The 15,394-nt window shown below is 52.7% G+C and carries 11 protein-coding genes and 1 pseudogene; 3 read left to right on the plus strand and 9 right to left on the minus strand.

Going from position 1 to position 15,394, the window contains the following annotated elements; translation table 11 throughout:
- The first annotated feature begins 47 nt into the window (after positions 1–47).
- Positions 48–1,376, plus strand: a complete 1,329-nt coding sequence (hslU, locus tag ACG2XO_RS02685) for an ATP-dependent protease ATPase subunit HslU (RefSeq protein ID WP_410499305.1) — start codon at positions 48–50, stop codon at positions 1,374–1,376.
- A 56-nt stretch (positions 1,377–1,432) separates the two neighbouring features.
- Here the strand turns inward: hslU and ACG2XO_RS02690 are convergent, their stop codons facing one another.
- Positions 1,433–2,410: an autotransporter domain-containing protein gene (locus ACG2XO_RS02690; protein ID WP_410499306.1), complete on the minus strand. Its 978-nt coding sequence runs from the start codon at positions 2,408–2,410 to the stop codon at positions 1,433–1,435.
- Between the two features lie 256 nt (positions 2,411–2,666).
- Between ACG2XO_RS02690 and nrdD the strand changes: the two genes are divergently transcribed.
- Together nrdD and nrdG are read left to right on the plus strand one after the other, a co-directional pair.
- Entirely contained in the window at positions 2,667–4,907 is a 2,241-nt protein-coding gene (gene nrdD / locus ACG2XO_RS02695; protein ID WP_410499307.1) for an anaerobic ribonucleoside-triphosphate reductase, read from the plus strand.
- 140 nt (positions 4,908–5,047) lie between these two features.
- On the plus strand, positions 5,048–5,506 hold the full coding sequence (gene nrdG / locus ACG2XO_RS02700; RefSeq protein ID WP_410499308.1) for an anaerobic ribonucleoside-triphosphate reductase activating protein: 459 nt from the start codon (positions 5,048–5,050) through the stop codon (positions 5,504–5,506).
- Between the two features lie 79 nt (positions 5,507–5,585).
- Here nrdG and ACG2XO_RS02705 read toward each other — a convergent pair whose 3' ends face one another.
- The 8 genes and pseudogenes from ACG2XO_RS02705 to lptF form a co-directional block, all read right to left on the minus strand.
- A complete protein-coding gene (locus ACG2XO_RS02705; RefSeq protein ID WP_410499309.1) occupies positions 5,586–7,451 on the minus strand; it encodes a Wzy polymerase domain-containing protein in 1,866 nt (621 codons plus the stop codon).
- Between the two features lie 110 nt (positions 7,452–7,561).
- Complete coding sequence (locus ACG2XO_RS02710; protein WP_410499310.1) at positions 7,562–8,485, minus strand: O-antigen ligase family protein; 924 nt, start codon at positions 8,483–8,485, stop codon at positions 7,562–7,564.
- Between the two features lie 736 nt (positions 8,486–9,221).
- Positions 9,222–9,327, minus strand: a pseudogene (locus tag ACG2XO_RS02715) (prepilin-type N-terminal cleavage/methylation domain-containing protein); the annotation flags it as partial.
- A 312-nt stretch (positions 9,328–9,639) separates the two neighbouring features.
- Positions 9,640–10,392 (minus strand): prepilin-type N-terminal cleavage/methylation domain-containing protein, encoded by a 753-nt coding sequence (locus tag ACG2XO_RS02720; RefSeq protein WP_410499311.1) that lies wholly within the window; start codon positions 10,390–10,392, stop codon positions 9,640–9,642.
- A gap of 141 nt (positions 10,393–10,533) precedes the next feature.
- Complete coding sequence (locus ACG2XO_RS02725) at positions 10,534–12,051, minus strand: hypothetical protein (RefSeq protein ID WP_410499312.1); 1,518 nt, start codon at positions 12,049–12,051, stop codon at positions 10,534–10,536.
- A gap of 96 nt (positions 12,052–12,147) precedes the next feature.
- Positions 12,148–13,164 (minus strand): UDP-glucose 4-epimerase GalE, encoded by a 1,017-nt coding sequence (gene galE / locus ACG2XO_RS02730; protein WP_410500223.1) that lies wholly within the window; start codon positions 13,162–13,164, stop codon positions 12,148–12,150.
- A gap of 47 nt (positions 13,165–13,211) precedes the next feature.
- Positions 13,212–14,285, minus strand: coding sequence for an LPS export ABC transporter permease LptG (lptG, locus tag ACG2XO_RS02735; RefSeq protein ID WP_410499313.1), 1,074 nt, complete (start codon positions 14,283–14,285; stop codon positions 13,212–13,214).
- A gap of 1 nt (position 14,286) precedes the next feature.
- Positions 14,287–15,348, minus strand: a complete 1,062-nt coding sequence (gene lptF, locus ACG2XO_RS02740) for an LPS export ABC transporter permease LptF (protein ID WP_410499314.1) — start codon at positions 15,346–15,348, stop codon at positions 14,287–14,289.
- Between the last annotated feature and the right edge of the window lie 46 nt (positions 15,349–15,394).

The following is a 15,394-nucleotide window of genomic DNA, read 5'->3' on the forward strand; positions in this document are numbered from 1 at the left end:
CCGGCTTTGCCCCGATCTGAGCCTTATCTGTTTTCAAGGAATACGCCATGACGCAAATGACGCCGCAGGAAATCGTTCACGAACTCGACAAACACATTGTCGGCCAGGCCTCAGCCAAGAAAGCCGTAGCGATTGCCTTGCGCAACCGCTGGCGTCGCCAGCAGGTAGCCGAGCCGCTGCGCCATGAAATCACACCAAAAAATATCCTGATGATAGGTCCGACCGGCGTTGGAAAAACCGAAATCGCCCGCCGGCTGGCCAAGCTGGCCGACGCGCCCTTCATCAAGGTCGAGGCGACCAAATTCACTGAAGTCGGCTACGTGGGTAAAGATGTGGACAGCATCATCCGTGATCTGATGGAAATCGCGATCAAACAGGTGCGTGATGTGGCGATTAGCCGTAATCGCGTGCGTGCCGAATACGCCGCCGAGAACCGCATTCTGGATGTCCTGCTACCACCACCGGCGGGCAACAATAATTACGGCAGCGTCAATAATGAAGACCCAATGTCGGAAACGCGGCAGAAATTCAGAAAAATGCTGCGCGAGGGCAAATTTGACGACAAGGAAATCGACATCGAAGTCGCCGCCGCAGCGCCGACGATGGAAGTATTCGGACCACCGGGTATGGAAGACTTTTCCAGCCAGATCCAGCAAATGTTCAAAGGCGCGATGGGCGGCAAAACCAAAACACAAAAAATGAAAGTGGCCGATGCGCTGAAACATCTGATCGAGGAAGAAGCCGCCAAGCTCGTTAACGAAGACGACGCCAAAGCCGAGGCGCTCAAGGCGGTCGAGCAAAACGGCATTGTGTTTATTGACGAGATAGACAAAGTCACGACGCGATCAGAAGGCAGTGGTGGCGAAGTATCACGCCAGGGCGTACAGCGCGACTTGCTGCCATTAGTCGAAGGCACGACGGTTAGTACCAAATACGGCATGGTCAAAACCGACCATATCCTGTTTATCGCCAGCGGCGCATTCCATCTGGCCAAACCGTCTGATTTGATTCCCGAGCTGCAAGGGCGCTTCCCGATTCGCGTCGAACTCGATTCGCTGACCGTTGACGATTTTGCGACCATTCTGACCGGCACCGATGCATGTCTTGCCAAGCAATATCAGGCCTTGCTGGCGACCGAAGAGATCGAGGTAAGTTTTACCGATGACGGGATTAAGGAAATGGCGCAAATGGCGTGGTCGGTGAACGAAAGCACCGAAAACATCGGCGCGCGCCGTCTTTACACGATTATGGAGCGTTTGCTCGAAGACATTTCATTTGATGCCAAACGCGGAACGATAGCGGTTGACGCGAACTTCGTTCAGGACAAACTGGGCGGGTTGGCAGGTAACGAAGACCTAGCGCGTTACATGCTGTAAGACCAATGGTATTGCTCTGTAGCCATTATTAAAAAAGGCCTACAGAGCAATACCCGTCAGAAACTGCACGCCAGACTGATCCCGAAACCGTCTACATTCTGCCCAAACATATAGCGTCCCAAGAGCCGGGTTCGGGTAATGAAGCTGGTGTAGGCCGTCGAGTCAAACTCGATCCCGGCGCCCAGTGTCGACAGATAATCAAAGCCCAAAGCCCCGGCCTGATCACCGTAATAGCGCGAATGCGAGAACTCAAGCACATAGCGCAATGGCCGCGAGAAAACGGTCAATCCGGTCGGTGCACGATAGCGAGTCCATAAATTGGCCGTTTGCGAATCAGCCTCGCCATCGATGCTATTGCCGTTGGCAAACCCTTGCAGATGAACCGCCGAATAGCGTAGCTCCAGGTCGTATTCGAACTCGGGCGAAACATATTCGTAATCGACCATCAGCGCACCGCCCAGACCGAGCGCATTCATACTGCCGCCGTCGGCAAAATTGAGCTCCCGGTCGGTTTGGCGCTCTATCCACCAGTTAGCCAGCTTCAAATCACTGGCGACCTTGCCAAGTGAAAAAGTAAAAATCGGCCGAACCACCCAGTTCTCGCTAATTGGAAAATCCCAACCTATGCCACCCGAGCCGGACACTGTCGTCCATTTCAGTGGAATTTTGCGCTCATCGGTACCATCAGTTGCGACAAAAGTCGGATCATAGCGGCTATAAGCCACCGCGCCCTCCAGATAAAGCGGCGTCTCCTTGCTGATCGTCGCGCCACCACCGAGCTGGCTCATCGCCAAGGTTTCTTTGTCGTTGCCCGATCCCTGAATCGACAGATTGCTACTGGCCAGATCAATAATCACCGAGTACGACATCAAGGCCAGCACCCCATCGGCGCGCTTTTGAATCGCCGAAGTATTCAGGTCAAAAGTTTTCGCTGAATCTTTGTCACGCAGTTGAAGAATGCCCGCAGCCTGCGTTACAGAAGCCAGCACTAGCATCAGAACACCCGGTAAAACAGTTTGGTATGTCAACATCATCAGAACTCGGTAGATGGTTTTAGCAGGCAGAGCATAACACCACACAAGGCCCTGTTTTCCGTTTGCTGACGTAATCAGCCGCGATTGCGCTTTATATGCTACAGGCCGCCAGAGCGTTACCGTCAGAATTTGATCCCGATCAAAAACAGCATATTTTGTGAATTCAAAAAACAAATAACACAATATATTGTGTTTCTAAATAGAAAAAACACCGCCAGAACACCTCAAACTGAATACCACTAAAGGACTGGAGACAATGCTCAAAGTCATCAAACGCGACGGAGCCAAGGCCGCTTATGACAGCAGCAAAATTTACGAGGCCTGCCGCCGTGCCGCCGTCGTTGCACACCACCCCGAGCCGGATGCGCTAGCCGAACGCATCACCGAGCAGGTCGAAGACGAATGCCGCAAGCTGACCAGCGCCACTGCCAATCATGTGGCCAAGCTGCTCGATATTCCAACCATCCAGCAACTGGTCGAAGACGCGCTGATGCACGACTACCCCGAAGTCGCGCGGATTTACATCGAATACCGGCACGATCGCGACCGCATCCGCGAACAAGGCTCGGCCTTGCACGCCAAGCTGATGGGGCTGGTCAACAAGACCGACATCGACGCAACGACCGAAAATGCCAATAAAGACGCCAATGTTTTTCCGGTCATGCGCGATCTGATGGCCGGCATTGTCTCGAAGCAGTTTGCCAGCACCTTTCTGCCCAAAGACATTCTGAATGCGCATAACAGCGGCGACATTCATTTTCACGACCTCGATTATTCGCCCTTTCTGCCGTTTACCAATTGTTGCCTCGTTGATCTAAAAGGCATGCTGCGTGATGGTTTCCGGCTGGGTAACGCCAAAATCGAAAGCCCGAAATCAGTCGGCGTCGCTTGCGCCGTGACGGCACAAATCATCGCGCAAGTCGCCAGCCATCAATACGGTGGAACGACGATTCCGAATATCGACCAGACGCTCGCGCCGTATGTGCTCAAATCGTACGAGAAAAACCTCGCCGTCGCTGCCGAATACCAAATTGCCGACGCTGAACGCTACGCGCGCGAACGCACCGAAAAAGAAGCCTACGACGGCATCCAGGCGTGCGAATACGAAATCAACACGCTGTTCAGCTCGAACGGCCAGCAACCGTTTGTGACTTTCTCGTTCGGCATGGGCACATCGTGGGCCGAGCGCATCATCCAGCAAGCGATATTGCGTGTGCGGATTCGCGGACTGGGCAAGGAAGGCACGACACCGGTCTTTCCGAAACTGGTTTTCTTCATCGACGAAGGCATCAACCTCAAACCGACCGACCCGAATTACGACATCAAACAACTCGCGCTCGAATGCACATCCAAACGCATGTACCCCGACATCATTTCGGCCAAACTCAACCGCCGGATCACCGGCTCCAGCATTCCCGTTTCACCGATGGGCTGCCGCAGCTTCCTGCCGGCGTGGCGAGATGAAAATGGTAATGAAGTGCTCGACGGGCGCAATAATCTGGGCGTCGTCAGCCTGAATCTACCGCGCATCGCGATCGAGGCCGCTGGCGATACCGCGCGTTTTAATGAGTTGCTGCAACAAAGACTTGAGTTGTGTTTTCGTGCGCTGATGGTTCGCATCGAACGACTCAAGGGCGTCAAAGCCAATGTCGCGCCAATTTTGTATACCGAAGGCGCTTTTGGCCTCCGGCTGCAGCCGCAGGACGAGATCATCAGGCTGTTTGAAAACGGCCGCAGCTCGATCTCGCTCGGCTACATCGGCCTGCATGAAGTCGGCGTACTGCTCTTTTGCAAGCGGGCGGGCCAGCATCCGGCCGAACATGCGGCAGCGCAGGCTTTTTTGAAACAGATCGTTGCGACCATGGCCGAAGCCACACAGCGCTGGAAAGCCGAGACCGGCTTTGGTTTTTCGCTGTACTCGACACCGAGCGAATCGCTATGCCACCGTTTTTGCAAACTCGACGAAGCGCGCTTTGGCCAGATTTCCGGCGTGAACGCATTGTTTACGAAGGGCTATTACACCAATTCATTCCATCTGGACGTACAACACAAGGTCAATCCATTCGAAAAGATAGCCTTTGAAACCGGCTACGCCGAGCTGGCGACCGGCGGACATATCAGCTACGTCGAGCTGCCGAATATGAAACACAATCTGCTGGCGCTGGAACGAATCTGGGATTACGCCATCGAGCATGTCCCGTATTTCGGCAGCAATACGCCGGTTGATGCCTGCGGCTTATGCGGTTTCATGGGCGAAACGCTCGCCACGGCCAAGGGTTTCACCTGCCCCGAATGCGGTAACGATGACAGCGCGACACTATCGGTCACCCGCCGTGTCTGCGGCTATCTCGGCAGCCCGAATGCCCGGCCATTTAACGCCGGCAAGCAAAAAGAAGTGATGCGGCGGGTGAAGCATTACGCGAAGCATGGGTATATGCCTGAACCCCAATATCAAAAAGAGCTGAACGGCAATACCCTTAATATGAAACCTGATTAGAGAACCACTTCAGCACCCCTCATTCGTCATTCCGGCGATACTGGTTTGAACTGCGCTCTAGGTACCGGCGTTTGCCTTTAGGCACACAGAGTGCGCCGGTACGACGATTTGCTGAGATAGTTACCGAATCAGGATATGAAATGAACTACGACCGCTATTACACGCACGATCTGGTCAACGGCCCCGGCATCCGCGTGACGCTGTTTGTTACCGGCTGCCTGCACGCCTGCGAAGGCTGCTACAACCGCTCGACCTGGGATAGAAAATCGGGCTCGCCATTTACACCAGCAGTACAGCAAGCGCTGCTAGCCGCCTGCGAAAATCACGACGGACTCAGTCTCTCCGGCGGCGACCCGCTCCATCCGGCCAACCGCGCCGACATCCTCACGCTATGCCGCGAATTCAAGCAACGCTATCCGGACAAAAACATCTGGCTATGGACGGGTTATTTATACGAGGAAATACGGGAGCTTGAGGTGTTTGACTATGTGGATGTGGTGATTGACGGGAAATACGAAAAGGAAAACCCCACCACTTTGCCATGGCGGGGATCGGGGAATCAGCGGGTGATTGAGTTTAGAAAAACCGCTGGCTTATAACCTGCGGCTCTCGCTCGGTAAATCCTCGATAAATTAATATAAGCTTCCGGTATTGCTTCGCTCATTCAGAATGCCGGGGCTATGGATTGCGCTTTTTACTCAGCAAATAACTGTTGATTCTGCTCAATCTGGGGTCGTTCTGCACTTGAGCCAGCTTGAGCAAAGAAGGACCGATTGCATCAGGTGCGCTGGCGAAAATCTGCGCCAGCAAGCGGAGCGATTCCTCATCCTGCCCAGCGTATGCTAAATAAATCGCATGCCTAAAAGCCACTTCGGTATAAGGGCGGTATTGCATCAGTCCTGAAGTGAGTTGTAGTTTCCACTCCAGATCCCGATCAGAATAATCAAGCTGATAAAGAAATTGAAGATCACTCCGATCAGATAACACCGGATTAGCGCGAAAGCTCGATAACTGCACCATATTTTCTTTGGCCTGCGCTACGTTCTGCGGTCTCTGGGAATGAATTGCTAAAGTTGCATACTGACCAAGGACAAATATGCATAAAATCAAAGCTACGGCAGGAGCAAAACCAAATAGCAGTATTTTAGCGCTTTTGCTGGGCTGTATCATTATCTGGCTAGAGTCCATCAGCGTCAGCAACAGAACAAACAACAATAAGAACTGTGCATACCACAGCGGATACTCCAGCAGACTATGAATACTCATCACACCGATTGCCGCAAAAGCAAACAGCCATTCTGACGTTTTTTCTGTTTTACGCCATTGCCGGATCAGCAAACCGATGATGACCAACATAACCAGACCCGCTCCAATGCCCACTTCTGCCAGCAAATGCAAAACCAGATTATGTGCATGCGTAAACAGCTCCGCACCATATTGATTTTTGAAAACAAAAGGAAAAATCTCCGATTGTTCGAAACTCCAGCGCGCGTAGCCACCCACGCCGAGGCCAAACCAAGGGTGGCTGCCAAATGCAACCCAAGCTTTTTGCCATTCGACCCAGCGCAGACCCAGCGTGGGTTCACTTACTATCCTTTGCAGCGCAGAATTGCCTTGCATAAAAGGCAGATAGGAGGCGAGCAACTGACCAGCCAGCGCAATAGAGCAAAAAATGAGTAAGGCTCGTGCCATTATGCGCGTAGCAGCTTGGCGGTAAAAAAACAAGCCTAGCGCAAAAGCAAACAAGGTATACAGCAAAATACTGCGCGAAGCAGCTAGCGCCAGCGTCAGCGCAATACTGAAACTGATCAGGTAAAATGGCAGGCGGGTGATTTTGTTTTCGCTGAATAAATATACACTGGCAATTGCCCCCAAGAACAGATAATCGCCCAGCTGATTTCTCTGGCATAAAGTTCCTGTTGGTTGTGTGCCACTACCATAAATGGGTAGCCAGTTTGAAATGCTGTTAGCCCAGTAATTATATGTGTCAACTTGCCCAGCAATTTGCAGCAATACAAAAGGTAATTGTAATAGCGCGCCAAAACACAACCCAATAGCAAGCCCAGTGAATAAGCGGGTATGGTCTGCTTTTTCGCAATTGGCAATCACAATGGACAATAGCGATGCAACCAGCAGGTAAAAACAAGAAATCAGCATATCCGCTATATAAGCGGGCTGATTGACCTTGAATGTAATCAAGCACAATAAAAACAAAGCCAGCAGGGCAGGAACAATCAGCGGAATGCGCAGTCTGGGTTGCCGCAGCATGGTCGAGCTTAGAAACAAAACCATTCCCAGTGCCAGAATAAGTGCACTGCTTTCTGACACCCAACTAGCCGAAGGCCGATAAGCCCAGGCTATAACAAAAGGAAAAAAAGCCAGGATCAGGGTAGCAAGGGGTAGCGGCATATTTAATCCAAAAAATAAAAAACCCGCACAAGGCGGAGTATGAGTTGATGCGAATAAAATTTTATTGTTTAGAGCGGTATTTAGTACCCACCCACGACCCAAGTACATTGCGTACTTTATAATAACAAGTATCACTGATTAATTGATTGTTTGCAGCATAACACAGGCAGCCCCACTGACATCGTCAATACCCGCGCAGCAGTAGCCGAAACAACAATCTCCAAATCTACGCCTTTATGTAGATTCTAAAATGTACCCCTAAACCAGAAATTAGGCTTAGGTACACCATATAACGATGGGTAATCATGGGTAATCATAAAAGTCAGCCCGCCGAGCAATAGCAGCCCGCCGAGCATTCCCAAGTAATATGCCTTCCCAAGGTGAAAAATTTCCATCGGTCGAGACAATTCCAATGGACGCATCAAGATCAAGGCGGCCAGAATAACTGATTGAGACATGGGGTAAACAAGATTGCCCGAAAAAAGCGATTCCACCAATATTGCCATCAGCAAACCAAATTCTATGGAAGCGAATCGTTGCTTAAAAACACACAGACTAAAACGCCCCAGCCGATAAACCAGCAGCAGCAGCATGGGTACCCCCCATTCGGCGCCGATCATCAAAAATAAATTATGCGGGTGTGCAGCAATAGAATTCATACTCGCAAAATGCAATCCGCCCGATCCCAACCAAGGATGAGCCTGCATCATCCTGATTGCATCACCCCAGACGATGTAGCGGCCGCTGGTCAGGGAGGCCACAGTCACTTGCCCGGCATTGAGCCATCTAGGTAGCATATCGCCACTCATCACCTTGTCAAAATATTGATCCACACAGAACCACAAACTCAAATAAATCAATAATCCCCCCGCCAGTACCAGTGAAGCATTGCTCAATACATCACGCCGGTAAGCTTTATTTAGCGCAATCAGACAAATACCGATTAGTATCGCCAATAAGGCAGAGCGTGCGCCAGTGAGAAAAATCAGAGCCAGATTTAAACTGGATGCAAAAATAGCAAATAACAGTAAGGAACGGGAAGCTTTACCGGGAACTAATAATAGCCAGCAAAAAAACAGCAATACAATCTGTACTGAATTCAGATAACGCGCATTTTCAAAAAATGGCAAAATTTCGACCAGATAAACATAAGGCAAATTGGCCGGCAATTGCGCTGCTGTATGCAAAATGGTCAGAATCGCCAGCAGGCCGTAATAAATCAAAAATGCAATCGAAAAATAACACAGCCATCGACGAAAAAAATACTGTTGCCGTTTTGTCCAGCCCCAGCCCTGCTTGAGCAGGCAATAAAAAATAAAATAAGTCAATAAAGCTAGCGCCGCATACAGCGGATATTGAGCCTGAAATACACTAAGTAGTGCCAGCCCCAGCATGGCCATATCCAGCCAGCCCAGCCCAACTTTTCTGACCCAGAAACCGGCGAAAATTAGAGTCAGTAATTGCAGGAAACGCAAGCGGTCATAATCATCAATGACCAGAGCAGGAAAAAGCGGCAACAGGATTGGAGCCAGCAAAGGCAGGCACAAGACTAAAGCAAGCGGGTTATTCAACTGCAAGTTTCTAGGCAACACGAGGAATCCTACAATAAAAAAAGCCGGAACAAGCCCGGCTTTTGAAGTCCGCTACACGGGAATCAGATGTATTAGCTATGCGAACAAACACCAGTATCGTTTTGGCATGTCACAGTACCAGTACCAGGGGTTTTAGGAGTAAATGTCGTAGTGCCACTACTCAACAAGGCCGTGGCATCGTAACCATTTGAACTACATGCACCAGTAGTAACATCAGCTGGCATTAGAGTAAGATCATTATCCGCAGTAGCTGCCACAGCCCCATTCATAACTCCTTTGGCCTCAGCCAAACATGCACGGTTTGCCGATTTGATGGTGTAGTTTTTGTAAGCAGGCAAAGCAATCGCAGCCAAAATACCGATAATCGCAACAACGATCATCAACTCGATCAGTGTGAAACCCTGTTGGGCACGTTTCATAGTTTGTTTCATGGTGTTTCTCCTGTAGATTTTTTACCGGTTTGCCGGTTTAGGCAACCGGACTTGGCTAGTATACAAGCAATGAGCGTGCCAACTTAAAAACATGCAGGATTTATCGACCCGAGCCGCACACTGCTTCAGCTGCGGCGCAGGTTTGCATGGGATGCCGACTAGAAAAAGTAATCAATCTCACATTAAATTCGCGAGCCTGTCTGCCCGCGCGCCAGCGCAAACTCCAATCAACGACCCAAGCACAGCCAACACTGCCCTAAAACGTCACTCGCCCTGCCGCAATTGGTAAAAACCCCGACATCAGGGCAACTGCCCTGTACTGCCAAGCTGGTAAAACAATTGCGTAAGCGGTAGCCAGACCAGCAAGTCATCAAATTCGCCGTCGGGTGCGTCGGCGATGTAGTTATTGTCTGCGTCACGGTTTTCGGTTTCGTCGTTGCCGCTTGATCCACCTTGCGGGCCTTCGGAAAAAACAATCGCAACGGCATTACTGACCAGTACGCGCGAATTACTTGCCACGCCGTCGCGACGGCTGGCCGAACGGACGGTCAGATTGCTGCCACTGAGCAAACTGAAGCAGGGCGACAGACTGGGCAGGCCGCACGCCGTTACGAGGGTCGGGTTAGCGCCGGCAAAATCACCGGCATACGTAGCGATACCACCCGATGGATCGGTTTTAACTGCATATTTCAGCCGCCGCCCCCAGGCATCGAGTTCGGGCAGTCCCAGCTCGCGCCATGGCAAATCGCCGTAGCTGCGTTCGCAGCGGTAAGCGTTCGCTCCGCCCGCAGCTTGCCGGTCTTCCATACCAGCCAACGGTTGGTCGTGATCAAGCACCGGATCGGCCGGGCACGGCAAATGATGATTGACGAGCGCAAAACCGAGCAGCGCCTGATTGGCGCGCTCGAGCATCGTTTTGCTTTCACGGTAGCGCTGGCTGGCCATTTGCGCGCCCACTGCATTCAAACCAGCACCGAGCAACAGGCCGATGACCAGCAACACAATCGCCATTTCAACCAGCGTAAAACCACAGTTTTGATCAAACTGACTCATTGATTCCTGCCTTTATATATTCCGACACTCTGGTGTTTTCGAGTAGAAGGAGCGGACTCGCCTGCAAGCTGCACCGGTGTTCCCACGAAGTTTTAATATTCGCGGGCAAGCCCGCTCCCGCGATTGCAGCTGTCACTCGGTTCAAGGACATGGTTTTTTCCTTGGGCTGCAGACGCCGTCGCGGCAGAGATAAAGCAGATCATTGCTGTCGCAGCCCGGCGTAACAAATTGCGCCTGCTGATCATTCAACCAGGCTCCTTGATTGGCCGCATCGTCCAGATACCGCCGCAAATCGGTCGATGCAGCGGCGGCGGCGAGCAGATTGTTGGCTCGTTGGCTGCGGCTGCTACCGGGGACGATGAACAGCGCATCGACTGCAGGCTCCGGTACGCCGTCGATTTCAAAGTCTCGCGTGCAAACCCGCCCCTGCCGGACCGCATAAAAAACCGCCCGGTGCCAGACATTCTGGGCAAACCAGACCGGCAGCAGATTGCTGGCGCGCGGGCTCATCAGGCTAATACCGGTCCAGCTGGCATCGGCACGCGGCAGAATGCCGGCACATAAATCCTGCCGCGCCGGACAGCGCCCCACCGTCAGGGTATTGCTCTGGCAGTCGCTATCATTCTGGATATCAGCGGGATACGGCATGGGGTATGGTCGCAACAAGCCTTCGTCGCAAGCGAACAATTGTTGCCAGTCGATATTACCGAGCCGGGGCGCGGCCGGATGGTCGACTCTGGCGCGCCAATGAAAACCGCCGTAGGCGATCACTTCGTCCTTGGCATAAGCGACACCAGCTTGCCATGCATTGCCACAAGCGTTTCCCGCGCTGACGATAGGCGTCGCAGCTCGCGTCGTCTGATAATAATTTTGCAACTGTCTGGCAATCTGCGCAGCCAGCCGCGGGCTGGCGCGATCAATCAGCTCGTGCGCTTTGATGCTGGTGATCTGGTCGTTATAACTATCGCTCGGATTGCGACTCAGATAAGGGCCGCCTGACATCGCATTGCCGCCTTCCAGAAACTGATCGGCTTGCAGAGGGCTGCTACGACTTTGTCCCGCCAGAGGGGCGCCGGCAGCAAAAATCAGCGCAGCAGGCGCTTGCCCAGCCGTGGAAATGTCAGTCGCTGGCAGCTCACCGGACTGATGCCGGAGCGACAGCAGCGCAAAGCTGTCGCTATTGATTTTGCGCGCTTCGGTATCCGAAGTTCGCACGACAAAACCACGGTCTACGGCGTACCAGAGCGGCTCACCGTAAGCATCGACCAGCTTGGGAATGCCGAGTGTTTTCCACGGCAACCAGCCCAGACGCGCAGCGCCAGCACTATTGCAACTGGTGATCGACGTGCCAATGCTGTTGGCAAGCGTTTCATTGGGATTGGCCGGGCAAGGCAGTTCGAGCGGTGAACAGGCGCGGCCATTGGACGATGACGCGGGCGAACAATTGCCGGTTCCGACCGTGCCATCGCGGCTGAGCGACCAGGCGAGCAAGGCCTGCCGGGCTTGCAGCAAAGCGGCGGCGCTGCGTTCGCGCCGCCCGCTGTCGGTCCGGTTCAAACGGGAGAGCAACAGACTGGACAAGCCCAGCATCAAAACCAGCAACAGCACCAGCAAGATGACTCCCCGCTGCTTGCTGTTCACGCTCGCCAAATACCCCATTTAGTATCACCCCCCAGATCAATGCATGATTGACCTGCAGAGCAATACCCACTGGATCAACCGACCAAAAATTTATAGTCAGTTTCGTGAAATTATTCAAGCAACGGAATAACCGCCCGGATTGCCGCTTTGCCAGCGCCAGCTGTCGTTGCACATATCCTGCAGATTTTTCTCCGCCCGCCAGCCCAGCAACTCAAAAGCGGCTTTCGGATCGGCATAACACGCAGCAATATCGCCGGGGCGGCGCTCGACAATCTGATAAGGCACCGGGCGATCCGATGCCTTTTCAAATGCCGCAACCATATCGAGCACCGAATAGCCGACGCCGGTACCGAGATTGACCGTCACATTGCCCGGATTACTTTGCAGTTTTTGCAGCGCTTTGACGTGACCGAGCGCCAGATCGACGACGTGGATATAGTCGCGAACGCCAGTCCCGTCCGGCGTCGGATAATCACCGCCAAACACCGACAATTTCTCGCGCTTGCCAACGGCAACCTGGGCAACAAACGGCATCAGATTATTCGGAATCCCGCGCGGGTCTTCGCCGATCAAGCCCGATTCATGCGCGCCGACCGGGTTGAAATAACGCAGCAGCGCGATATTCCAGCTTGGATCAGCGACGCGCAAATCGCGCAACATGTCTTCGATCATCAATTTGCTGCGGCCATACGGATTGGTTGCCGACAGCGGGAAATGCTCCAGAATCGGCACCGTATGCGGGTCGCCATACACCGTCGCGCTCGACGAAAACACCAGATTTTTGACGCCAGCGGCTTTCATTGCATCGAGCAGTCGCAGCGTACCAACGACATTGTTATCGTAATATTCCAGCGGCTTGGCGACCGACTCACCAACGGCTTTCCAGCCAGCAAAATGCACGACCGCTGAAAACGGATAGCGAGCAAACGCAGCATCGAGCGCGGTGCGATCACGGATATCGCCTTCGATGCACAAGACATCGTGACCGGTAATCGTTTTGATCCGGTTCAGCACTTCCGGATTGGCGTTATAGAAGTTGTCAAAAATGACCGGAGTAAATCCAGCCGACAATAATTCTATATAGGTATGTGAACCAATATAACCTGCACCGCCGGTTAGCAAGACATACATGACACGGGTATCCATCTTTAGTTATACGAATGGGCGCACTGAAAAAACTAGCCTTTTTCCTGCCGCCAGAGGAAATAAGCCGCCAGACTTGCCAGTGCCAGCGTCGGCATCATCGCGGCCAGTATGGGCGGCAAATGATAGAGCTCGCCGATATGGCTCATCATCTGGTTGACGAAATTGAACGACACGCCGAGCAAAATACCGAAGAAAATCTTGATCCCGACATTGCCGCTACGGCGCTGCCCCAAGGCAAACGGCAAGGCAATCAGCATCATCGCCAGACAGGCAAAGGGGTAGAAAATCTTGCCCCACAGCGCCAGCTCGTAACGCTCGGTACTTTGTTTATTGTTTTCCAGATGCTGGATATATTGCCCCAGAGACTGAACCGACATATCGCGCGGCTTGATCATCAGCACCGCGACCATTTTCGGATCAACCTCGGAAATCCACGGCGCCTGTTCCATATGGCTGACGGCAACCGAATCGGCAAAAAAACGGGTCTGCGTCACGTTTTCGAGCAGCCAGCGCTTGTCTCCCTGATACTGCGCACGCTGGGCGTCCATGATTCTGAGCAACTTATGACCATTGTCATGTACATAAATCCGCAGTCCCTGCAGGCTTAAATCGGACTGCATGGCCGCTACATTGATAATCTGGTCGCCATTTTTCACCCAGACTCCCGAGCGGAAACGGCCAAACATCAAGGCCTCCTTGGCCGAGACCTGATACCGCGTCGCTGCGTCGGTCGCCACCGGGGCAATATATTCACCCAGAGCAAAAGTCAGCCCGCCCAGCAAGGCGCCGCCACAGGCCAGCCAGCTGCAAATGCGCAAAATCGATACGCCAGCAGCGCGCATAACGGTAATTTGCGAACTATCGGCAAGACTGGAGAGTGCAAAAATACTGCCAATCAACAGAGAGACCGGCAGCAGTTCATAAGCACGCGCCGGAGCGCCCAGCACGACATAAATCAGAGCATTGTGAAATTGATACGTCCCCTTGCCGACATCGCGCAACTCGGCAATCAGGTCAAAGAAAACAAAAAGCCCCAGCAGCACCAGCAAAGCCAATAGCACATGCCAGGCGATCGAGAACAGGACATAGCGACCCAGACGATTCATCTTATGCCCTCACCTTGCTGCGCCAGTAATACAGAGCAGCGGTCACAATCAGCGCAATCAGATGCAACGGCCACATGCCGATGATCCCGGGGATTTTGCCTGCCGCAATCCAGGCCTGAAAAACACTCATCGCGTTGTAATAGGAAAAAGCCAGCAAAGCGGCCAGCAGCAGGTGAAACGAGCGTCCACCACGCGGATTGGCAAAAGCCAGCGGGATGGCGGCCAACATTAAAATCAGCGCCTGTATCGGCAAGGCGATGCGCCAGTGCAGCTCGGCCCAGCGTTGCGAATCGAGTTTGCGAATCAGATCCACACTGGCTGTGGCCTCAATGGCCGGAGCGACCACAGGCCGACCAGATTCATCAATGCGGATTTTGCCTTCGTCAAAACTCAGAATATCGTATTGCGGGCTACCGGGCAGCGCCTGATAGGCGCGGGCATTTTTCAGCCACATCCAGCGATCTCCCTGTTCGTCGATTTCGATTCCGCCGCGATCAGCCAGCACCGTTGAAACCTTGCCATCCTGCCTGATCTGCATGAAAACGTTCTCGCCCATCCCCAGCTTGGGAGAAAAATTCTCGATAAAGTAAACACGGTCTGCACTGCGTGATTCACGAAAAACGCCGGGGGCGACCTGAGCGACTTCATCATTTTTCAAGCTGGCTTCCCGGTATTCCTTGCCTTTGAGTTGCGCCCAGGGCGAAACAAACAGCGACAGTGCTGCAATCAGCACAACAACGGGAAACCCCATGATCAGCACAGGCGAAATAAAGCTGTAAATCGAACGTCCGGCCGAAAACCAGACGAACATTTCATGGTCTTTCCATAAACGGGTAATCACCGACAGGATGGTGATAAACAGCATCAGTGAAAACAACAGCGGCAAATAACGCACGGCGGTAAATCCCATCACCGCCCAGAGTGCAGACGATGCCAGAGCGCCCAGTGCGGCTTCCCCTAGCAGACGGACGACTTGCGAGGTCATTACAATCAGCAATAGAACAACAAAGAGGCCGAATGCCATCCAGGTCATTTCATGGATCAGTGTTTTACGAAAAAGCATCTTTGACTTGGCCGTGGGGTCAGTGAATAATCGTTTCAATCTTGAT

The sequence above is a fragment of the Chitinibacter sp. S2-10 genome (genome assembly GCF_046530675.1).
GTDB lineage: Bacteria > Pseudomonadota > Gammaproteobacteria > Burkholderiales > Chitinibacteraceae > Chitinibacter.

Excerpts from the sequence above, each read along its gene's own strand:
- hslU (WP_410499305.1), top strand. The coding sequence starts at position 48 with ATGACGCAAATGACGCCGCAGGAAATCGTTCACGAACTCGACAAACAC.
- ACG2XO_RS02690 (WP_410499306.1), bottom strand. The coding sequence starts at position 2,410 with ATGATGTTGACATACCAAACTGTTTTACCGGGTGTTCTGATGCTAGTG.
- nrdD (WP_410499307.1), top strand. The coding sequence starts at position 2,667 with ATGCTCAAAGTCATCAAACGCGACGGAGCCAAGGCCGCTTATGACAGC.
- nrdG (WP_410499308.1), top strand. The coding sequence starts at position 5,048 with ATGAACTACGACCGCTATTACACGCACGATCTGGTCAACGGCCCCGGC.
- ACG2XO_RS02720 (WP_410499311.1), bottom strand. The coding sequence starts at position 10,392 with ATGAGTCAGTTTGATCAAAACTGTGGTTTTACGCTGGTTGAAATGGCG.
- ACG2XO_RS02725 (WP_410499312.1), bottom strand. The coding sequence starts at position 12,051 with ATGGGGTATTTGGCGAGCGTGAACAGCAAGCAGCGGGGAGTCATCTTG.
- galE (WP_410500223.1), bottom strand. The coding sequence starts at position 13,164 with ATGTATGTCTTGCTAACCGGCGGTGCAGGTTATATTGGTTCACATACC.
- lptG (WP_410499313.1), bottom strand. The coding sequence starts at position 14,285 with ATGAATCGTCTGGGTCGCTATGTCCTGTTCTCGATCGCCTGGCATGTG.
- lptF (WP_410499314.1), bottom strand. The coding sequence starts at position 15,348 with ATGCTTTTTCGTAAAACACTGATCCATGAAATGACCTGGATGGCATTC.